We start from the raw sequence: 20,446 nt of genomic DNA, 5'->3' as shown, positions 1-20,446 counted from the left end.
CATTGAATGATTAAACTTAAGAAACTAAATTGTTTAAATCTTTTGCTTCTTTTGTGGTAAAAAAGTTTAAACAAGTTTATTAAAAAAGCACTTCTGCAAAGAGGTGCTTTTTTACTTTAATATTATCAGATATAAATCTTTTCCTTTGTTTTAGGCAACAGAATTTCTCTTCTTTTTTCCTGATTTCTGTTTTGCAGATTGATTTTCAAACCTTTTTTAATGAAAACTTCTTTCTTCGAATTTCCGTATTCTTTTTTGTTAACGACTTCCTTTTCATAAATGATCTTACCTGTGGAAAGATTAAAATCTACTGTTGTCCAATATTCTTCTGGTTTTCCACTTTCAGAGAAAAAGCCGATTAACTCGAAATGACCGTTCTGAAATCTGTACTTGTCTGTACCGCCCCATTTCCAGCTGCTTCCGCCGTAATGGCTAATTTCCAGAATCCCGTTTTTTATCTCGGTTCCCTGATAAGGATCGCCCATCATTCCACCGTCTTTACTGCCCAGAATTGCTTTTTGGGATTTCTCCAAAACAGTCCATTTATTATTTACTTTCTTCAGAATCTGAATTTCGCGGAGGTCTCCGGAATCGTCGTTGGTCGGAATATCATAAACCATTACTTTTTCAGGGATTTTATCTCCGTCAAGATCACCCTCAACAGTTTCATTGATTTTTGAATTTTTCGGCTGAAATTCTTTCTGCGCAAAACAGAATGTGCTGAAAATAAGAGCTGCAATGCAGAATGTAGTCTTCATAAAATATTTTGTACTCTAAAATTACGAAATTATGTGTTTCATCAATGCCTGTCTTTGATTGTTTCGATAAAAAAATCACTAACTTTGAACCTCAATTTGAGAAATAAATGGAGAATTTAGTTCAGGATACTACCGTTCAGAAACCAAAATGGATTCGTGTAAAACTTCCTACCGGAAAAAACTACCGAGAACTGAGAACTTTGGTTGATAAATATAAATTAAATACCATTTGCCAGAGCGGAAGCTGTCCGAATATGGGCGAATGTTGGGGAGAAGGAACAGCTACTTTCATGATCCTTGGAAATATCTGTACCCGAAGCTGCGGATTTTGCGGGGTAAAAACCGGAAAACCGATGGATGTAAACTGGGACGAACCTGAAAAAGTGGCACGTTCCATCAAATTAATGAAGATCAAGCACGCTGTTTTAACGTCTGTAGACCGCGATGACCTGAAAGATATGGGATCTATTCTTTGGGCAGAAACCGTAAATGCAGTAAGAAGAATTTCTCCGGGAACTACGATGGAAACTTTGATTCCGGATTTTCAGGGGATCACAAAACATATCGACAGATTGGTAGATGTAGCTCCGGAAGTAATTTCTCACAACATGGAAACGGTAAAACGTCTGACAAGAGAAGTGAGAATTCAGGCAAAATACGAAAGAAGTCTTGAGGTTTTAAGATATTTAAAAGAAGCAGGACAGAGAAGAACAAAAACAGGCGTAATGCTTGGTTTGGGAGAAACTAAAGATGAGGTTTTCCAGACGATTGAAGACATCAGAAATGCGAATGTGGACGTAATTACTTTAGGACAGTATTTGCAGCCTACAAAAAAACACCTTCCTGTAAAGAAATTCATTACTCCTGAAGAATTCGATGAATTCGGGGATTTTGCAAGGAGTTTAGGTTTCAGACATGTTGAAAGTTCACCTTTGGTAAGAAGTTCTTATCACGCAGAAAAACATATTCATTAAAATAAAAATCGCTCTGTTTCCGGAGCGATTTTTTATTTGGTTTTGTCTGATATTTTAATTCAGATTAATTATGTTTAACCCAGATTAATTTATCGGTATTATAACCTACATTTTTTGCTTTTTCTAAAAATCTCTGGCGGATGCTTTCAGGGATTTCTTTTGTTCGGGAGAGGATCCACAGATATTCAAGATTGTTTCCCATGACCAAAGCGTACTGATAATTATCGTCAATATCAACTACATTATATCCTGCCCAAATCGGCTTAAAAAAAGAAACTTTCAGACGTGCCTCATCTTCTTTCCCTACAAATCTGGCTTCACCAATAGATTCCTTCCATTCTTTTTTAACATAGTTGTAGCCTTTGTTATCTACTTTTATGGTTCCGTTTGGATTTTTGGAGTAGGTTGCCGTTACATTATCCATATTTTTTTCGAATTTGTAATCGAAACGGGCAATTTCATACCATGTTCCCAAATATTTATCTGCATTAAAATTCTGCACAGCCGTTGCTCCTTTGGGAATTCCTACGGAACATGAATTGAGAATAAATAATCCTAAAATACCCAGAGAGACAGGGATTGCTATTTTCTGAAAAGTCTTCATAATAAAAATATTTTTGTAGTCGTCCTGAAAAGTTCAAAAATGATGCCTGAAAGTTTAATGAATGACTTTAATCTTTTAAACGCAAATCTTCGATTTCACTTAACTAAGATCACAAAAAATGATATCTTCAATATTATCTGAATACTTTTCTTTTAATGTTGAATCTTTGCAGCCCGACTTGAGCGGAGCTCTTTTTACGAAACAAAAAAGCGTGAGCGGAAGGCATAAATGAGAGAAAAGTGAAGGCTTTTATCGAAGTTTACAAACGAAGTTTTAAGCTGCCCAAAAATCAAGAAAAAACTTTCAGAAAATTATCTTTGAAACTTCCGGAAACTTCAATTTCGGTATTGTCGGAAAGTGTTGCCGTTCCGCTTTTGTGGTAAGATTTTACAAAGCCTGTGTTGATGATGTGTGAACGGTGAACTCTTACAAAAGGATTTTCCAGCAGATCATCGAAATGCTTTAAAAAACGGCAGACCATTTTCCTGGAACCATCGGTAAGATATACCTGAGTGAAATTTCCATCTGCCTGAAGTCTTACAATGTCTTCTGTTTTCACCACATCGAAACCCTGCAAAGTCGGGAGAATCAACTGTTGTTTTTCGGGTTTTAATTTTAAATTTTCAAGGAGAATTTTGTTACGGTTGAGTTCTTCTTTGCTTTCCAGACTTTCTGCCACTTTATTAACCGCTAAAATAAGCTCCTGAATGTCAATTGGTTTTAAAATATAGTAACTTGCCGATTTATTCAGAGCCTGTAAAGAATATTGAGAAAATGCCGTGATAAAAATCGTTTCATAGGAAAATTCTTTGGTCGCTTCCAGGACATCAAAAGCATTTCCGAAAGGCATTTCAACGTCCAGAAAAACCAGTTGCGGCTGTTTTTCGGCAATCAACGGAACGGCTTCTTTGATATTTTCGGCTTCACCCAAAATTTCAACCTGCGGACAATATTTTGTAAGATAATTCCTCAGAACATCTCTTGCAATAAATTCATCATCTACAATTACAGCTTTTATTTTCATATTTTTTAGGTTTCAGGAAAGATTAAAGGTATTTTCCGTTAGAGAATTTTAAAGTTTTGTAGGTTGTTTTTGAGGTTTCAAAGTCTTTGCAGTCTCCGTTAACCGGTTTTGTTTTTCTCTTTATATGTTGAGTTTTTATGATAAAATCTCTAAAATTGTTTGTTTTCTGATCATCCAAAACTATAGAAGAACTTTTTTCGTCAAACTCTCCTGCACATCTTGTGTCCCATTCTCCGCCGTAAGAATACACTTCGAATCTGTTAAGAATTTTTTTCAGGCTTCCGTTTTCCCTGTAAAAAAGAGAAAGCTCTTCTGTTGAATAAGGATTCGGCTGGCTTTGTCCTCTGAAACTGACTCTAATTCCGAAAGCACGGATGTCTTTACTGACTGTATATAAACCTGTATCAACTGTTATTCCGCTTAATCCGATTGCATCGGATGTAATTTCTTCGGGATCGTAATACTTATTTTTAATATTGCCTTTTTCGTCAGTAATCAGGATATAATTTCTTACAGTGTACATTCCTTCGTCCTCCTGTCCATCTAAAATAGGCAATACAATGATGTAAGAATCTTTCTCATTCGGCATTTTCTTTTCTGCATAAAATTCTGTTCTGATCTGTGATCTGTTTATTTTCAGTGCTTTAGCAATAGTTTCAAAACGGGCAGAATTGATTTCCTGTCCGAACATCATGAAAGATGAAATTAAAAATACAAAGGCTAAAATTTTTCTCTTCATTCAGTAGTTATATTAAATTCAATTTCAAAATAACTAAAACACCGGAATTGTTTTCTTTATCTTTCACAGTGCACGAAATCTCTTTTTTATACAGATCATTCAGCAGATCGATTCTTTCGAGGGTATTTTTCATTCCTCGTCCTTTTCTGGCTTTCTGATGCTCTGTTTTCTGTTTTTTGCTTTCTTCGATCCCGATTCCGTTGTCTTCAACAGTTATTTTTAGCTGCTCGTTTTCTTTTTCAAAGCTGAGGTTCAAAAATCCTTTGGTTGTTCTGTAACGCAAACCATGCCATATTGCATTTTCGAGAAATGGCTGAACCAGCATTCCCGGAACTTTGAGACTTTGCGTGTTCAGACTTTCATCCACATGAATTTCATAATCAAATTTGTCGGCAAAACGTGTTTTTTCCAAAGCCAGATAATTCTGTAAGAGATCTAGCTCCTGCTGAAAAGGAATGAAATCTTCGGTGGAATTTTCCATCACGCCGCGCATTAATTTTGAAAATTTGGTTAAATATTGGTTCGCTTCCAGTTCGTTATTGGTGGCAATGAAATGATTCACAGAATTTAAGCTGTTAAAAATAAAATGCGGATTCATCTCGCGGCGAAGCGACTGTAAAGCGATTTTTTTATTCTTGATCTGCACTTTTTTCAGGGTTCTGAAAATGAAAATTATCAATCCGGTTAAAACAATCAGCGCAAAAATCAAACTGTAATTAAAGACATTTTTCTTTCGGATGAGTTCATCTTTCAGTTGTTTTTCCTTTTCTAATTGGGCAATTCTCTGTTCGGTATCCTCCAGAATCTTTTCGTCGACCAGACTTTTGTCTTTTGAAACCAGATCCGGCAGTTTTCCGAGAAAATCACGGTACAATTTTACCGAAGCATCTGTATTTTCGGAAACGTTGTACAAACTGTCGAGCTTTTTTACGCTTTTCTGTGCTTCCAAAGTATGACCTTTTTCAAGTGCAATTCCGTAAGACTTTTTTAACAAATCAATGGCTTCTTTCGGATCATTTTTTTTGATGTAAATATCGGCAAGCTCCTGAATCTGTTCCACCTGTTTTTTTGAATTTTCTTTAACGAAATCTTCTTTTAAAACGGTCTTTTTTGCTTCAATCGCTTTGTCGAAATTTTTATTTTCAACGTAAAAATCCGTCAATTTCTGGTTGATTTCCAGTGCCTGCTGCGGCGCTTCTTTTTTAGAAATTTTATAGGCGTTTGTAAGATTAACCTCCGCTTTTGGGATATTATTCTGCTGAATATTAATATCCGCCATCTGTGTGTAATTCGCAGCCAGTTCGCCTCCTTTGTCTTTTTCCTTCTCGTTAAGCTGAATATTGTTCTGAATCGCTTCCTCTTTAGCTTCCGCTGAATTTACGGAAAGCCTCGTCACGTCATTGGAATTCAAGGCACGGCTTTTAGAATAACTTACTTCTGCCGCTCTGTTGTAATTGCTGATGGCGGGAGAAATTTTATTCTGCTTTTCCTGAGACTGTGCCAGTTTTCGGCTTGCCTTTTCAATATTCGGTTTGTCGTTTAATTTTTCGTAGATATTTTTTGCTTTGGTGTAATATTCTTCACTTTTCTGGAAATTTCCGTTGTTGAAAAACGATTCTCCGATGTTGTAGTAAGAATCTGCCTGTGAAGATTCGTCTTTAGTATCGACCGCTTTCTTCAGTTTCTTCGTCTGAAACTGAATATCTTCCACAGTTTTGTTGCTTTGAGCATAAAAAATATTCCCAAAGATGAGTAAACAAAAGATGGCGAAAAGATGACACATTTTCATAAAACAAAGATATACATATATATAATGTGCAAAAAATTATTCACCAAGTGAAATTCTTCATTCACCAAGTTTCGTATTTTCTGCGGGATTTATGAGGCTAAGTTTGTGGCATAATTCAAATTTAATCATCATGAAAAATTTATCTTTTTTAAACAAAAGTACCTTGATTTACCTTTTCTCTTCAACATTTCTTTTCAATATCTCAAAAGCGCAGTTAGGAGTTTCTTCAGGCTCTGTTTCCCATACGGTGAGCAACGGTCTTTCGAGTGCAAATGAAAGTGGATTTCTTAATGAAAACACGATTATTGTAGAAGATTTTATGAATTACCACAAACATCAGATTAAAATTCCGAAGAAAAATGAAGTGGCTTTAAGCATTGATTATGACAATACAATTCTGAATTCGGACGACAATTTTTTACTGCAAATCGGGCTCGCAACGCAAAATGTATCGGCTAGAGAAAACTCAAACAAAGTAAATGTTTCTTTGGTCATTGATAACAGCGGATCTATGGGTGGCGGAAAACTTGAAAAAGTAAAAACGGCACTGAAAGTTTTTGTAAAAGGATTGAAATCTGAAGATATCATTTCCATTGTAAAATTTGATGATACTGCGAATCTTGTTTTAAAATCATCAAAAATAAAAGATGTTGCCGGAAATTTAGATTCTATAATTGAGAGTATTTATCCTTCGGGTTCCACCAATATTCATTCGGGAATGATGATGGGCTATTCGGAAGCGCAAAAACACAATACCAAAGACTACAACAGCAAAGTAATTCTCCTTACCGACGGAATGACAAATTCCGGAATTACAGATCCAGAAACAATTTTGAAACAGTCGAAAGAATTTAACGATAAAGGAATAGACATCAGTACCATCGGAGTCGGGCAACAACTGGATTTTGATCTGTTACGGAGAATCGCCACTTACGGAAGAGGCTCCAATTATTTCATCGGAGATGCTGAAGAAGATATTCAAAAGACCTTTAAAGATGAATTGGAAAGCCTTTTATACAATATCGGAAAAAAGCCGAAACTAACGATCAATCTTCCTGAAGGAATGAAAATTAAAACATTTTACGGTTATCAGCCAAAATATATTTCTGATCATCAAATAGAAGTAGAACTTGAAAATTTAGATTGCGGACAAACCCAGATTTTCCTGATGGAAGTTGAGAAAAATGAATTAGAAAATTCTTCAATTACGGCTTCTCTGGTTTATGAAAAGAATGATGAAGTGAAAAATATTTCTTCTAAAAAAGAATATGATGAAATGACGGAAACAACTCAACAAGAATTAAAGAAAAATTTTCAGATTGCTAAAATGACGACAGCACTCAAAAAAGCAGCAAAAGATTTTTCACAAACCAATATGGGAAATAGCAAAAAATCCATGCAAAACATCATCAGTTATTATCAGTCTTTCTGCGATAAAAACGACGAAGATCTGAAGAGAATTTATAATATCGCCTTAAAATATTCATCCGGACAACGCACAAAATCTTATTATTAAATCTTAAGACTCTTTTGTTCTTTTACTGATCGCTATATGAAAAAATTGTAATATGAAAATTGAAATTCTGTTAACAATCAACCATTTAGCAATACATACCTTTGCTAAAACCAAACATGACTATGAAAAAACAGTTTTACTTTTTTCTTTTACCTGTATTATTCCTGCAGAGTTGTTCGTTTCTTGAACAGAACAATTTCATTGAAACCAAGATCATTTCCAGCGATCTCAATGAAAAAATTGTTTACAAATTTTATCAGACCGGACTTAATGATTACAAAGTAGATTTTTACTCGGTAGATCAGTCCGGTTCTACCAAGCTTTTTGAGCATGATATCGACGATGCGTTTGCAACTTCCGAAACCTACACCATTTCAGAAAATGATGATGAGCTCATCATCCGAACCAAACTTTTTTCTGAGGTGAAAAAACTCGTCACGCCAAGCGGAAAATCAATTATTCTCACCAACAGATAAACAGTTCTTTTCAGGACTGTTTTTTTTTTATTCGTTATAAACAATAGTTTCAGTTATCATTTGCTGAACGCAGTGCCTTTGCGAACGAAGAATATTCACAATAATTTCAATAAAAATCTTTGCAAACATTGCGTTAAAATGATCATCGTTTCTAATTTTTTTGATTTCACCAAGCCAAACCTTCATTTCACCAAGTCTCCCAATTTTCACTTGGAAATCGGCGTAATTTTACTCTAGAAGTTTAAAATTAAAAAAAGAAAATTATGAAACTGAGACATTTTTTACTGATCGGATTATTTCTGATAGGAGGTATGATCAACGCACAGGAAACAAAGAAAAACTTTATTGAAGTAACCGGAATTGCAGAAATGGAAGTAGAGCCGGATGAAATTATTTTCAATATCGGAATTAAAGGAGACAACAAAAATCAATTGGCAGACAACGAAAAACAGCTTTTTGAAGTCCTGAAAAGCAATGGCGTAAAAAACGAAGATATCAAATTCAAATCGATGTATCAGAATATTTATTCAAAAACCAAACTTTTCACGAAAGATTTTCAGTTTAAGGTAACAAAAAAGACGGATATGGGAAATCTTTTTGAAAGCCTGAACCAAAAGTGGGTCAACAGCATCAATATTTCAGAAATTAAAAATACAAAAATTACAGATTTCAGAAAAACCGTAAAAATCAATGCCTTGAAAGCGGCAAAGGAAAAAGCCGACTATCTTCTGGAAAGTATGGGCAAAAGAACCGGAACTCCGCTTGAGATCGTAGAAATTGAAGATTATACCAGTGATATGATCATGCCGATGAACTTCAGAGCAAAAGTATCCAATATCCAGCTTGAAGCAGCAGATTCTAATGTAGATTATTCTTTTGAAAATATTGATAATATCAAGCTGAAATACAGCATTAAAACAAAATACGAAATCCTTTAAAACACAAAATCATGACAGCTTTTAAAATTTTAACATTAGCAGCCGGAACCGCCGCTTTATTCGGGGTACAAAACTCAAAATTTGAATATAAAGAACCGGCGGTTCAGAGAACAAAGGTTCAGAATGTCGATAAATCTTCAGAAATAAAGATTAAAGAAAATAAAATTCAGGTGGCATTGCTTCTCGACACTTCCAACAGCATGGACGGACTGATCGATCAGGCAAAATCCCGACTCTGGAATATCGTAAATACTTTAACAACTTTAAAATACAACGGTAAAGCGCCCCAAGTGGAAATTGCTTTGTATGAATACGGAAATGATGGTCTCAGAGATGAAAATTACATCAGGCAGGTAACTCCTTTAACACAGGATCTGGATCTGGTTTCCGAAAAACTGTTTGCTTTAAGAACCAACGGCGGAAGCGAATATTGCGGAGCCGTAATTCGTGATGCCTCGATGAATCTGAAATGGGATGATAATAACCAAAGCATGAAGCTGATCTATATTGCGGGAAACGAGCCTTTCGATCAGGGAAAAATCAGCTATAAAGAAGTGATTCCTACTGCCAAAAGAAAGAATATTTATACCAACACAATTTTCTGCGGAAGCCGCGATGAAGGAATACAGACTTTCTGGCAAAACGGCGCTTCTTTGGGCGATGGAAAGTATTTCAATATCGACAGCGACCAGAAAGTAATTTATATAGAAACTCCCTATGATGTCAGAATTTCAGAATGCAACACCAAACTGAATGACACCTACATTTATTACGGAAGTCACGGTTCGGAATTTAAAAACAAACAGATGCTTCAGGACAAAAATGCCGAAGTACAGTCGGTTTCCAACGCCGTGGAAAGAACGGTCGCAAAATCTAAGAAAAATGCCTATAAAAACGATCATTGGGATTTGGTAGACCGCGCTGAAAAAGACGTAAATTTTATGTCCGGTGTGAAAGCTGAAGAACTTCCTGCCGAATTGAAAGGCAAAAGCAAAGAGGAAATTAAAAAAGCGGTTGCCGAAAAATCTGCCGAAAGAGAAAAAATTCAGAAAGAAATTGAAGTATTGTCTAAAAAGAGACAGGATTTCATTGATGCCGAAATGAAAAAACGAGGAAATTCTGAAGCCGATGATCTTGGAAAAGCAATTGAAAGGTCTGTTCTGGAACTGGCAAAGAAAAACGGCTATAGCCTCTAACTGAAAGATTATCAGCAGAAATTAAATTTAAATATCAGAAGTGATTAAAAACTAATAACCATTAAAGGTTATGCAATGAGGCAAAAATGTTGTTTTCAAAAGTTCTGAACAACAATATTTTGAGTGTGTAGACTCGCGGCAACATTGCCTCGAGTTTTTTTCAGTTTTTCGGCGAAGGCGAAGCCTTCGCCGAAAAACTGAAAAATTTCAAAATCATCTCCCAAATTTAAAATACTTTGATAGCAGATGCTTTTTACCTTTCATAAATTGAGAAACCATTTCCATTCCCGTCACAGAAAACGTAATTCCGTTTCCTCCGAAACCCAGTATAAAATAAGAATTTTTAAAATCCTGATGTTCCCCGATATAAGGCAGCCCATCCTTGGTCTCTCCAAAAGTTCCTGCCCAGACAAAATCTGTGTAGAAATGATAATCGGGTTTTATTTTCTTCAATGTCTTTAAAATCTCCTTTTCTTTTTTATTTAAAAGAGAATCACGTTTTTTAGCATCATAAAAATCTTCGTCACCTCCTCCGATTAGCAGTCTTCCGTCATCCGTTGTCCGCATATACATATAAGGCTCATCGGTATTCCAGACCAGAGTATTGCTGATATTTTTAATTTTTTTTTGATCAATTTCCGAAACAAGAGCATAGGTACTTTTTAAATTTACAAAATGTTCTTTTATTAAATTTTTGCTTTCATAACCGATACAGTAAATGATTTTTTTAGCCCTGATCTGAAAACCGGAATCTGCTGTAATTAAATTGTACCCTTTGAAATATTCGACACCGGTCATTTCCGTTTTGTCGAAAATTTGTAAACCTTTTTTTACATTTAGTTTAAATAATTCATGTGCAAACTTAAATGCATCAATACTTGCTCCCTGCTCAGATAAAATTCCGCCGTATGTGTTTTTAAATCCGAATTGTTTTGAAATCTCATCACTTTCAAGCCATTTTACTTTGAAACCGGCGTCTTTTCTTGCGTTAAATTCTTTCTTCAGCCATGCAACGTCCTTTTTCTTGGAAGCATAATACAGAGATTTTTTTCTTTTAAATCCTGAATCTGACTTAATTTCACCGGTTAACTTTTCAAGCTTATCAATAGAATCCGAACACTCCTTGTAACTTGCTACAGCTCCTTTTTTTCCTATTTTTTCAATAAGTTCGAAAAGAGGAACATCTATTTCATACTGAAGCATGGAAGTAGTCGCTGAAGTACTTCCGTTACAGAGTTCGCGTTGATCAATAAGGATTGTTTTGTACCCTTCAGCCATCATTTGGTGGGCTGCTAAACTTCCTGTAATGCCGCCTCCGATAATCAGCACATCACATTCTTCATTGGATTTTAAAGAAGGATATGAAGAAATCAATCCGTTTTTCAAAAGCCAGAAAGGTTCGTTAGATTTAAGATCCATAGTACTGTTTTTCTCTGTATAAACAATAATTGCGCCTTTTATTCATCTAAAATTAATATTGGTTTAATATTTGTTTTCACCCTTCAATCAAACCACATTAAAAATAAAAATATGATAACGATTATTCCAGAGGCTCCGGAAAATGTTGCTGCTTTTAATGCAACAGGAGCAGTAACGAAAGAAGATTTTGAGAATCTTGTTTTTCCTCGAGTAAAAGCAAAGATTGAACAATTTGGAGAACTAAATTATTTAATGTATCTCGATACAGATCTGGATAATTTTACAGCCGGTGCATGGTTGGAAGATGCTCTTTTAGGACTGAAGAATCTAACCAAATGGAACAGGGCGGCAATTCTTACCGACAATCAGCATGTACAGAATTTTACCGAAATTTTCAGTGTACTGATGCCGGGAGAATTCAAATCTTTCCCGAAAGGTAATCTGTACAACGCTTTGTACTGGTGCAAAAACGGAAATGAAGTAGAAGCGTAATCTGCTTATTATAAAAACAACGGAAAGGCTGTCTTTTTAAGGCAGCCTTTTTTATTGATCTGAAAATTAAATGATAAGTATAAACACCTAATTATCAATTTAGTACATTTTACGTAAAATATTTCTCATTATTGTGACTACATTTGTAATGTTAAACAAACAAAAAACTAAAAATTATGTCAACATTCAAATTAGACATCATTGCGGGACCACTTTGGAGCAATGACGAAGCACAAAAATTAGGTCCGCGTATCGCGGCAGCACACTTAGGAAAGTTTACCGGACAATGGACTACCATTGTTGAAGGACAGATGAGTGTAATCGGCGTTGAACTTAATACTCAGCCTACAGGCGACTCCGAGTACACTTTAGATGTTTTGGCCGGTCCTATCTGGAGCAACGAAGATGCTAAAGAAGTTTGTCCTGCAATCTGCGCGTCTTACGGAGGAACGTGGAACGGACAATGGACTACCGTTGTAGAAGGTAAAATGAGCGTTTGCGGATGCACATTTAAATTCTAAAAAATTAAAATTATGAAAATCGGCAGTTTCCGGAGGAAACTGCCGATTCTTTTATTGATCGCAGGAAACACATTCTGCTATAATTTCTTTTTCTTCCGTTTTTTGTGAACTGTACAACTGTTTGTATCTGAATGCAAGCATCAATCCGATACAAGTCATTCCCACACCCACCAACGAAGGATAGTTGAAAGAATAACCGTTTTCCAGCGGTATTCCTCCCAAAAACGCGCCCAATGCATTCGCACAGTTAAATCCGGCCTGCATAAAAGCGGCAGCCATCATCTCGCTTTTAGGGGCGGCTTTCATCATCATAATATTAATGGGTGCAGCAACCGACATCGACAGTGCACCGCAGATAAATGTCAATACCAATGAAACCATTTGATATTCTGAAAGGAAAAATACGCCCACTAAAGAACTCATCATTAAAAAGAGTAATAACACACAGGTTTTCTCGGGGCTTAATCGGTCAGACAAATATCCGCCGACTAAATTTCCTACAACCATTCCGGCTCCGGCGAGAATCATCACATATGCCATCTGATTTTCTTTAATCCCCGAAACAATGGTCATCAAAGGCGTAATGTAGCTAAACCATGTAAATAATCCTCCAAAACCAATCGCAGTAATCATTAAAACCATCCATGACTGCTTTTTCTTCAAAAATTTCATTTCTTCCATGAAGTGAGTATTTTCATTGGTTTCAAGCATAGGCAGCCAGAGTTTTAAAAATAATAAGGCAAATAACCCGATCACAGCAACAATGGCGAAATACCATCTCCAGTGAAATGCATGACCGATATACGTTACCAGCGGAACCATCGCGAGATTCGCAACCGTAAGTCCTGTAAACATAAGCGAAATATAGAATGCTTCTTTACCTTTTGCGGCTAATCGGGTGGCAACCACGGTTCCCACTCCAAAAAATGCTCCATGCGGGAGTCCGGAAAGGAAACGGATGATCATCATCGTGTTATAATCCGGAGCAATTGCCGATAATGCATTAAACAGGGTAAAAATCATCATCAGAACAATCAAAACCTTTTTTGGCGGAAATTTTACAGAATATCCAATTAAAATCGGAGCTCCTACAACCACTCCGAAAGCATAAGCCGAGATTAAATGTCCCGCCTCCGGAATGCTGATCTGTAAACTTCTTGCAATATCGGGAAGCAGCCCCATAATGGTAAATTCGGTGGTTCCGATTCCAAGACCGCCTATTGCCAACGGTATTATTCTTTTATCTATCTTCATTTTAAAATCCTTTTAACGATCCTGAATAATTTATTGTTTCTTTTAAAGTGCAAAAATCGATAGAAATAATCATTTATACTTTAACGGAGATGACTCTTTTTTGCTCTGTATTAACTTTTTTAATTAATTTTGAATTAAATATTAATCAAAAGAGAACATAATGAAAATTCAGAAAGAAAATATTAAATTTGAAGAAGGAAAATCTTTTAAGCTGTTTTCACCATCCCTTAAAAACTGTTTCTTCTGGCATTATCATCCTGAAATAGAGCTGGTTTACGTAGAAGCTTCCAACGGAATCCGTCACGTCGGTAAAAATATTTCAGACTTCAAAGACAGCGATCTATTGCTCATCGGTTCCAATGTTCCTCACCTTAATTTTGATTATAAAATTCAGACCGAATGCAGACAGATGGTTTTGCAGATGCGCGAAAATTTTCTTCAGGAATACATTATGCCCGTTCCGGAATTTGAAAACATTAAAAACCTGCTGGAACGTTCTTATCTGGGATTATCCTTTTCCGGGGAAACCAAACAAAAAGTCGTTGAAAAACTACACCAGATAAAAAACGAAAATTCTTTTCATGCTTTTGTCGGGCTGATCGAAATTTTACAGATTCTTGCAGATTCCGAAGAAGTAAAAGAACTGAACAGCGAAGACACCCGCATCAAGTGGTTTTTAAATGATAAAATCCGGATGGGAACCATTTACGATTATATTCATGAAAATTATGATCAGAACCCAAACGTAAATATTATCGCAGAAAACGTAAACTTAAGTACTCCCGCATTCTGCCGCTATTTTAAAAAGCAGACCAATATGACGTTTACAGATTTTGTAAACAATTACAGGATTAATCAGGCAAAACTTTTATTGCTGCAAAATCACGGTGTTACAGAAGTCTGTTTTCAGGTAGGTTTTGAAAGCCTTTCATATTTCAATAAATTATTCAAAAAATACATTGGAGAAACGCCTTCCGCTTTCAAGAAAAAACATCTGAGCAGAGTTGAAAATAGTGCAATTTAAAACTAAGTTTGTTTAAACTCATTTTAAATTTAACCGCAAAAAATACAAAAGACTTTATTGGATTTATTTAAATTTAAAGTATTTCAAAAGTCAGCAAAGAGAAAAAATATTTGATTTTTTTTAAACTTATGTGCTCTTTTTTCCATTTAAGTAGTAAACTTAAACAACTAAAGGGTTAAAATCTTTTACATCTTTCGCGGTAAAAAAGTTTAGACGATTATTTTACTGATATTTATTTTAAACCAATCCTTTATATTCTTTCCATTCCTCAAAACGATAATCGATAACCTGCTTCATCAGATCGTAATTTTCGTACGTATCTTCGATGTGATAAAAGGTTTCATATTCGTAATCATGCTCTTCCGCTTTTGTATCGAATAAATTCACATAATCATCTGCGAAAGAGCTGAATCGGTTTCCGAAATCCGTGTCGTCTTTGTAATAATCATGGGCAAAAGCATTTCCTGTTTCGTTCAGATCATATTCAGAAAACTTTCCGTCCATGAAATCCATGATGAATTCAGCGCCGGTAATTTCTCTTCTTTTTAAGCTTTGAATTTCTTCTTCATGATCTTCTTTAAATTCTTCCGAGATGAAATCGTTATTAATACACCAGTTCAGAAACATTCCGGTGTGGGTTGCTCCGTTTTTTATTGGAAGTTCTTCAGGAAAATCGCTGCCGTAATGCCATGAAGCATCATCATATTTAGACATATTGAATGATAGTTTTAAACAATTTTATCCAAAAATAGAAAAAATCAATTTATATTGCCCGTCACAGGGAAAATTCCGTCATTTGTATAGAAAAATTTTTTTCGACCTTATTATATGAAAAATGCCGTTCTGATCACCATTGGTGACGAAATCCTTTCAGGAAGTACCGTAGACACCAATTCTAATTTTATTGCTGCCGAACTGAAAAATATTGGGATAAAAGTTGTACAGATTTTTACCATTTCAGACCAGATTGAAACCATTAAAAAGACCATCTCTTCTGCTTTTGAGCAGGGAGATATCATCATAACAACCGGAGGTTTGGGTCCTACAAGAGACGATAAAACCAAAAAAGCCATTGCCGAATTTTTCAATGACGAAATTGCTTTAGACGAAGAAACTTTCGCTCATCTGAAAGCATATATGGAAAGACGCGGAAGAACAGAAATTCTGGAAAGAAACCGCGAACAGGCTTTTGTCCCTACAAAATCCAAAGTGTTCCAGAACCATAACGGAACTGCACCCTGCATGATGATGGAAGAAAACGGAAAACTGCTTTTCAGCCTTCCCGGAGTTCCTTATGAAGTAAAACCTTTAATTAAAGATCAGATTGTTCCTTATTTAAAAGATAAATTCAGTCTGCATTACCTTTCCACGAGAATTGTTTCCGTAGTCGGAATTCCCGAAAGTATTCTGGCAGACAAAATTGAAAACTGGGAACTTGCCTTGCCGGAAAACCTTTCTTTGTCTTATCTTCCTGTCGGAACCCGCGTTAAACTGAGACTCACTGCAAGCGGAGAGGACGACAGTATTTTGCAGCAACAGTTGGAAGAGGAGATCCAGAAGCTACTTCCTTTAGTAAAAGATCATGTAATTGCTACCTCACAGGATAAAATAGAAAAAATTCTTGCCGATATTTTAACAGATAGAAAATTGACTTTATCTACCGCCGAAAGCTGTACAGGCGGAGAACTCGCAAAAATGATTACTTCTGTTTCCGGAAGCTCAAATTACTTTTTAGGCGGAATTGTTTCTTATGCTACAGAAAAAAAGATCGATATTCTCAAAGTAAAAAAAGAAACCGTAAAAGAATTTACGGTCGTAAGTGAGCAGCTCGCTGCGGAAATGGCAGAAGGCTGTCAGAAACTCTTCAATACAGATATTTCTCTGTCTACAACCGGAGTTGCAGGTCCCCGAAAAGGAGAGGACGGAAAGGAAGTGGGAACTGTTTTTTACACCATCAGAATTAAAGATCAGGAAGTGACTTCAAAATTGTATATGCCGCATCTGGATCGACTGGATTTTATGCACTTTGTATCCCAGAAAGTCATTCAGGATCTTGTTGCCCTTTTGGTGAATAATTGATTCAGAATCAGTTAATTTTTTAATTTTTTTTTAATTAATTCTGCATAGGTTTTTCACGGTTTTTGACGTTCATGAGAAAAATATCAAAATTGTGGAAAACTCAAAGCAGATTTTTCAGACTGACAGCAAAAAACGCTGGAGAAACGTTCAGTGGGGAAGTCGAATCTTTATCTTCATTGCCATATTGCTTTTTCTGGCACTCGGTCTTATGATGAAATGGGACAGAAGCCCCAAAATTCCTTTTAAAGAAGATTACAAAGCCGTTATTACAGCGAGCAAACCCTATCTTCAGGAAAACAGAATTTCCAAAGAATATAAAGGATTCCGAAGTTTCATTTCAGAAAAAACAATGCACACCAACCTTGCTAAAATCGAAAAAGCAAGAGCCGAAAGACTTAAAAACCAAAACAGAAACTGGGCGCAGTTTCCCGGCGGAATACGTTCTGCATTTTATGTGGCATGGGATCCGCAGTCTTTAATGTCCCTAAAAAGAAACATTAAACACATCAACCTCGTTTTTCCGGAATGGTTTTTCCTCGATCCGAAAACCGGCGATCTGAAAACCAATGTGGATTCGGCAGGATATAAAGTCATTAAAAGAACAGGAGTTGCCGCAATGCCGATTCTCAGCAATAACTTTGAGCAGGAATTCCATTCTGAAGGTCTGGGAAAAGTGCTGAAAGATCCGAAAAAAAGAACCCAGCTTATTCGGAAATTAATCCTGCAATGCCAGAAACTTCATTTTAAAGGAATCAACATCGACTTTGAAGATATGAATCTGGATTCTGATGAAAACCTGATCGCTTTCATGAAAGAGCTGTCCGAAACTTTTAAGCAGAATAAATTATTGGTTTCCATGGATATCATGACGGATAATGACGATTACAATATTCAGAAATTAAATCCTTATGTAGATTATTTTGTCCTGATGGCGTATGATGAATATTCTGCAGACAGCGATGCAGGACCCGTTTCCTCTCAAAAATGGATCGAAGCACAGACCGGAAAAATTCTGGCAAAGACTTCCCCCAACAAAATCATTTTAGGATTGGGAGCTTACGGATACGACTGGAGTACAGATAAGGAACAGAATAATTCCGTGACGTATATGCAGGCAATCACCAAAGCGAGTGCAAGCAAAGCGAAAATTAATTTCGACGACAATACTTTTAACTTAAATTATTCTTACACAGATTCGAAAAACAATACACACACTTTATTTTTCAACGATGCGGCTTCTATTTTTAATACGATGCGCTTTTCTTCAGAATATCCTCTTGCCGGAACTGCACTCTGGAGACTGGGAAGCGAGGACAGCCGGATCTGGAATTTTTACGATAAAGATCTTACGTTTGCAGGATTATCAAAATTAAATTTAAAAACCCTTGAGAACGTAAAAGGTCAAACGATGGTCGATTACATTGGCGACGGCGAAGTTTTGGATGTTCTGAATACGCCCCATGACGGAAAAATTGCCCTTGAGATTGATCCCAAAGAAAAAATCATCACCGATGAAAATTATGTAAGCTATCCAAGTTCTTACGAAGTTAAAAAATATGGAGAGGCTCCACAGAAAGAACTGGTATTAACTTTTGATGACGGCCCCGATGAAACCTACACTCCGCAGGTTTTAGACGTATTGTCAAAATACCACGTTCCGGCCGCCTTCTTTTTGGTAGGATTAAATGCAGAAAAAAACCTTCCTTTGGTAAAAAGAATTTACAGAGAAGGACATGAAATCGGAAACCATACCTTTACCCATGAAAATGTGGCTAAAGTAAGTCCCCAAAGAGCCCTGCTGGAAATGAAACTCACCAGACTGCTCATCGAATGTATCACAGGACACAGTACCATTCTGTTCAGAGCGCCTTACAATGCCGATTCTGAGCCAACAACTTCAGAAGAAATTGTTCCGGTTGCATTGGCGAGACAGCAGAATTATCTTGATATTGGTGAAAACATCGATCCCGAAGACTGGCAGCCGGGAATAAAAGCCGATGAAATTGTAAAACGTGTTTTAGCAGGTGTAAAAGCCGAACGCGGAAACATCATACTCCTTCACGATGCAGGAGGCGAAACCCGTGAAGAAACCGTAAAAGCGTTGAAAGTTTTAATCCCGACATTGCAGAAACAAGGCTATCACTTCACCAATCTTGCCAGTATTTTGCATAAGAACAAAGCAGAACTGATGCCTTCCATACCGAAAACAAGAGCATATTATGTAATGCAGCTTAATCTTCTTTTGGCAACCATTATTTATGGAATCAGTCATTTTTTAGTGGCTTTGTTTACCATTTTTATCGCATTGGGACTCATCAGATTGCTCATTATGTTATTCTGGGCATTTAAAGAACGAAAAAAAGAGAAAAAATTACGAGAATTTTCGGTTTTAGAATCCTATCCGAAGGTTTCAATTATTGTTCCGGCGTACAATGAAGAAGTCAACATTGTTTCATCATTAAACAATCTATTAAAACAGACCTATCCCAATTTCAATATCATTCTGGTGGATGACGGAAGTAAAGATTCTACCTATGAAAAAGCGAAAGAGGCCTTTTCTAATCATCCGAAACTGAAAATTTTCAGCAAAACCAACGGCGGAAAAGCAACTGCTTTAAATTTCGGGATTTCACAAACCGATGCGGAATATGTGGTCTGCATAGATGCCGATACAAAACTGGAAAAAGATGCCGTAAAGTATTTAATTGCAAGATTTTTAAACTCAGATCCGGATGAAAAAATCGCAGCCGTGGCAGGAAATGTAAAAGTGGGAAATACCGTAAACTGGCTTACAAAATGGCAGTCTATTGAATATACAACCAGTCAGAATTTTGATCGTTTAGCGTATGCGAATATCAATGCAATTACTGTAATTCCCGGTGCCATCGGAGCTTTCAGAAAATCTGTAATTGAAGAAGTTGGCGGATATTCTTCCGATACTTTAGCTGAAGACTGTGATATTACCGTTAAAATTTTAAGAGAAGGGTACACCGTTGCCAACGAAAACCGTGCAGTTGCCGTGACAGAGGCTCCGGAAAGCGTAAAACAGTTTTTAAAACAGCGTTTCAGATGGACGTACGGAATCATGCAGATGTTCTGGAAACAGAGACAGACTTTCCTTAATCCGAAATACAAAGGTTTAGGACTCTGGGCAATGCCGAATATTTTATTATTCCAATATATTATTCCGTTCTTCTCACCGCTTGCCGATCTTATCATGTTTTTTGGAATATTATCCGGAAATGGTGGAAAAATATTCAGTTACTATTTAATTTTCCTTTTGGTGGATGCGTCTCTGGCTTTTATTGCGTTCATCATGCAGAGAGAAAAATTGGTAAACCTGCTGTATGTGATTCCTCAGCGTTTCGGATATCGCTGGCTGATGTATATTGTGTTGTTCAGAAGTCTCCGAAAAGCACTGAAAGGCGAAATGCAGACTTGGGGATTTTTAAAACGTACCGGAAATGTAAAAGAAATTGCAACGTCTTAAAATATTTTTTGGAGCTGCTTCCTGCTTTACGCACTCGCTATTTTACAGGATTCGGAGCGGCGGCTTTGCTAGTCATGGTCGGAAGAAATCCGACCTCTTTTATGTTTTGAAAACTTTGTCTGGATTTCCTCCTGCAAAAATGATTAATACAGC

The 20,446-nt window shown here is 36.4% G+C and carries 18 protein-coding genes; 10 read left to right on the top strand and 8 right to left on the bottom strand.

Annotated features, from left to right (window positions below; genetic code table 11):
- Positions 1–125 precede the first annotated feature (125 nt).
- On the bottom strand, positions 126–758 hold the full coding sequence (locus DD829_RS01865; RefSeq protein WP_108409296.1) for a hypothetical protein: 633 nt from the start codon (positions 756–758) through the stop codon (positions 126–128).
- A 107-nt stretch (positions 759–865) separates the two neighbouring features.
- Here DD829_RS01865 and lipA point away from each other — a divergent pair, with 107 nt between their 5' ends.
- Positions 866–1,732: a lipoyl synthase gene (lipA, locus tag DD829_RS01860; protein WP_087709078.1), complete on the top strand. Its 867-nt coding sequence runs from the start codon at positions 866–868 to the stop codon at positions 1,730–1,732.
- Positions 1,733–1,796: 64 nt separating this feature from the next.
- Here lipA and DD829_RS01855 read toward each other — a convergent pair whose 3' ends face one another.
- From DD829_RS01855 to DD829_RS01840, 4 genes are all read right to left on the bottom strand, one after another.
- On the bottom strand, positions 1,797–2,336 hold the full coding sequence (locus DD829_RS01855) for a lipocalin family protein (protein WP_108409297.1): 540 nt from the start codon (positions 2,334–2,336) through the stop codon (positions 1,797–1,799).
- Positions 2,337–2,625: 289 nt separating this feature from the next.
- Positions 2,626–3,360 carry a LytR/AlgR family response regulator transcription factor gene (locus DD829_RS01850; protein ID WP_108409298.1) on the bottom strand — a complete coding sequence of 245 codons (735 nt, stop codon included), beginning with the start codon at positions 3,358–3,360 and terminating at the stop codon, positions 2,626–2,628.
- Positions 3,361–3,382: 22 nt separating this feature from the next.
- Entirely contained in the window at positions 3,383–4,099 is a 717-nt protein-coding gene (locus DD829_RS01845; protein WP_108409299.1) for a hypothetical protein, read from the bottom strand.
- Positions 4,100–4,106: 7 nt separating this feature from the next.
- On the bottom strand, positions 4,107–5,810 hold the full coding sequence (locus DD829_RS01840; RefSeq protein ID WP_228408100.1) for a histidine kinase: 1,704 nt from the start codon (positions 5,808–5,810) through the stop codon (positions 4,107–4,109).
- A 208-nt stretch (positions 5,811–6,018) separates the two neighbouring features.
- Here DD829_RS01840 and DD829_RS01835 point away from each other — a divergent pair, with 208 nt between their 5' ends.
- The 4 genes from DD829_RS01835 (at position 6,019) to DD829_RS01815 (ending at position 10,014) form a co-directional block, all read left to right on the top strand.
- Positions 6,019–7,404 carry a vWA domain-containing protein gene (locus DD829_RS01835; RefSeq protein ID WP_165796567.1) on the top strand — a complete coding sequence of 462 codons (1,386 nt, stop codon included), beginning with the start codon at positions 6,019–6,021 and terminating at the stop codon, positions 7,402–7,404.
- A 122-nt stretch (positions 7,405–7,526) separates the two neighbouring features.
- A complete protein-coding gene (locus DD829_RS01830; RefSeq protein ID WP_087709056.1) occupies positions 7,527–7,880 on the top strand; it encodes a hypothetical protein in 354 nt (117 codons plus the stop codon).
- 263 nt (positions 7,881–8,143) lie between these two features.
- The gene (locus DD829_RS01820; RefSeq protein WP_116547467.1) at positions 8,144–8,818 is read left to right on the top strand and encodes an SIMPL domain-containing protein; all 675 of its coding nucleotides are present in this window, start codon (positions 8,144–8,146) and stop codon (positions 8,816–8,818) included.
- Positions 8,819–8,829: 11 nt separating this feature from the next.
- Entirely contained in the window at positions 8,830–10,014 is a 1,185-nt protein-coding gene (locus tag DD829_RS01815; protein WP_108408687.1) for a VWA domain-containing protein, read from the top strand.
- Between the two features lie 213 nt (positions 10,015–10,227).
- Here the strand turns inward: DD829_RS01815 and DD829_RS01810 are convergent, their stop codons facing one another.
- Positions 10,228–11,433 (bottom strand): NAD(P)/FAD-dependent oxidoreductase, encoded by a 1,206-nt coding sequence (locus DD829_RS01810; protein WP_108408688.1) that lies wholly within the window; start codon positions 11,431–11,433, stop codon positions 10,228–10,230.
- Positions 11,434–11,544: 111 nt separating this feature from the next.
- On the opposite strand from DD829_RS01810, the gene DD829_RS01805 reads away from it, so the two are divergent.
- Both DD829_RS01805 and DD829_RS01800 read left to right on the top strand, forming a co-directional pair.
- Positions 11,545–11,925 (top strand): STAS/SEC14 domain-containing protein, encoded by a 381-nt coding sequence (locus tag DD829_RS01805; protein ID WP_108408689.1) that lies wholly within the window; start codon positions 11,545–11,547, stop codon positions 11,923–11,925.
- Positions 11,926–12,101: 176 nt separating this feature from the next.
- Positions 12,102–12,446, top strand: coding sequence for a mannan-binding lectin (locus DD829_RS01800; RefSeq protein ID WP_076395345.1), 345 nt, complete (start codon positions 12,102–12,104; stop codon positions 12,444–12,446).
- Between the two features lie 51 nt (positions 12,447–12,497).
- Here the strand turns inward: DD829_RS01800 and DD829_RS01795 are convergent, their stop codons facing one another.
- A complete protein-coding gene (locus DD829_RS01795) occupies positions 12,498–13,700 on the bottom strand; it encodes an MFS transporter (protein ID WP_185140297.1) in 1,203 nt (400 codons plus the stop codon).
- Between the two features lie 160 nt (positions 13,701–13,860).
- Here DD829_RS01795 and DD829_RS01790 point away from each other — a divergent pair, with 160 nt between their 5' ends.
- Positions 13,861–14,724 carry an AraC family transcriptional regulator gene (locus tag DD829_RS01790; RefSeq protein WP_108408690.1) on the top strand — a complete coding sequence of 288 codons (864 nt, stop codon included), beginning with the start codon at positions 13,861–13,863 and terminating at the stop codon, positions 14,722–14,724.
- 237 nt (positions 14,725–14,961) lie between these two features.
- Here the strand turns inward: DD829_RS01790 and DD829_RS01785 are convergent, their stop codons facing one another.
- Positions 14,962–15,438: a hypothetical protein gene (locus DD829_RS01785; RefSeq protein WP_076395351.1), complete on the bottom strand. Its 477-nt coding sequence runs from the start codon at positions 15,436–15,438 to the stop codon at positions 14,962–14,964.
- Between the two features lie 114 nt (positions 15,439–15,552).
- Here DD829_RS01785 and DD829_RS01780 point away from each other — a divergent pair, with 114 nt between their 5' ends.
- Together DD829_RS01780 and DD829_RS01775 are read left to right on the top strand one after the other, a co-directional pair.
- On the top strand, positions 15,553–16,803 hold the full coding sequence (locus tag DD829_RS01780; protein ID WP_108410992.1) for a CinA family nicotinamide mononucleotide deamidase-related protein: 1,251 nt from the start codon (positions 15,553–15,555) through the stop codon (positions 16,801–16,803).
- 91 nt (positions 16,804–16,894) lie between these two features.
- Positions 16,895–20,293 carry a glycosyltransferase gene (locus DD829_RS01775; RefSeq protein WP_108411466.1) on the top strand — a complete coding sequence of 1,133 codons (3,399 nt, stop codon included), beginning with the start codon at positions 16,895–16,897 and terminating at the stop codon, positions 20,291–20,293.
- Positions 20,294–20,446: the final 153 nt, after the last annotated feature.

It is taken from the genome of Chryseobacterium sp. HMWF035 (genome assembly GCF_003094695.1).
GTDB classification, from domain to species: Bacteria; Bacteroidota; Bacteroidia; order Flavobacteriales; family Weeksellaceae; genus Chryseobacterium; species Chryseobacterium gambrini.
Note: the sequence above shows the minus strand (reverse complement) of the source record. Positions and strands in the feature narration are given on the sequence as shown.

Excerpts from the sequence above, each read along its gene's own strand:
- DD829_RS01835 (WP_165796567.1), top strand. The coding sequence starts at position 6,019 with ATGAAAAATTTATCTTTTTTAAACAAAAGTACCTTGATTTACCTTTTC.
- DD829_RS01785 (WP_076395351.1), bottom strand. The coding sequence starts at position 15,438 with ATGTCTAAATATGATGATGCTTCATGGCATTACGGCAGCGATTTTCCT.
- DD829_RS01800 (WP_076395345.1), top strand. The coding sequence starts at position 12,102 with ATGTCAACATTCAAATTAGACATCATTGCGGGACCACTTTGGAGCAAT.
- DD829_RS01855 (WP_108409297.1), bottom strand. The coding sequence starts at position 2,336 with ATGAAGACTTTTCAGAAAATAGCAATCCCTGTCTCTCTGGGTATTTTA.
- DD829_RS01820 (WP_116547467.1), top strand. The coding sequence starts at position 8,144 with ATGAAACTGAGACATTTTTTACTGATCGGATTATTTCTGATAGGAGGT.
- DD829_RS01830 (WP_087709056.1), top strand. The coding sequence starts at position 7,527 with ATGAAAAAACAGTTTTACTTTTTTCTTTTACCTGTATTATTCCTGCAG.
- DD829_RS01815 (WP_108408687.1), top strand. The coding sequence starts at position 8,830 with ATGACAGCTTTTAAAATTTTAACATTAGCAGCCGGAACCGCCGCTTTA.
- lipA (WP_087709078.1), top strand. The coding sequence starts at position 866 with ATGGAGAATTTAGTTCAGGATACTACCGTTCAGAAACCAAAATGGATT.
- DD829_RS01810 (WP_108408688.1), bottom strand. The coding sequence starts at position 11,433 with ATGGATCTTAAATCTAACGAACCTTTCTGGCTTTTGAAAAACGGATTG.
- DD829_RS01795 (WP_185140297.1), bottom strand. The coding sequence starts at position 13,700 with ATGAAGATAGATAAAAGAATAATACCGTTGGCAATAGGCGGTCTTGGA.
- DD829_RS01845 (WP_108409299.1), bottom strand. The coding sequence starts at position 4,099 with ATGAAGAGAAAAATTTTAGCCTTTGTATTTTTAATTTCATCTTTCATG.
- DD829_RS01780 (WP_108410992.1), top strand. The coding sequence starts at position 15,553 with ATGAAAAATGCCGTTCTGATCACCATTGGTGACGAAATCCTTTCAGGA.
- DD829_RS01850 (WP_108409298.1), bottom strand. The coding sequence starts at position 3,360 with ATGAAAATAAAAGCTGTAATTGTAGATGATGAATTTATTGCAAGAGAT.
- DD829_RS01790 (WP_108408690.1), top strand. The coding sequence starts at position 13,861 with ATGAAAATTCAGAAAGAAAATATTAAATTTGAAGAAGGAAAATCTTTT.
- DD829_RS01805 (WP_108408689.1), top strand. The coding sequence starts at position 11,545 with ATGATAACGATTATTCCAGAGGCTCCGGAAAATGTTGCTGCTTTTAAT.
- DD829_RS01865 (WP_108409296.1), bottom strand. The coding sequence starts at position 758 with ATGAAGACTACATTCTGCATTGCAGCTCTTATTTTCAGCACATTCTGT.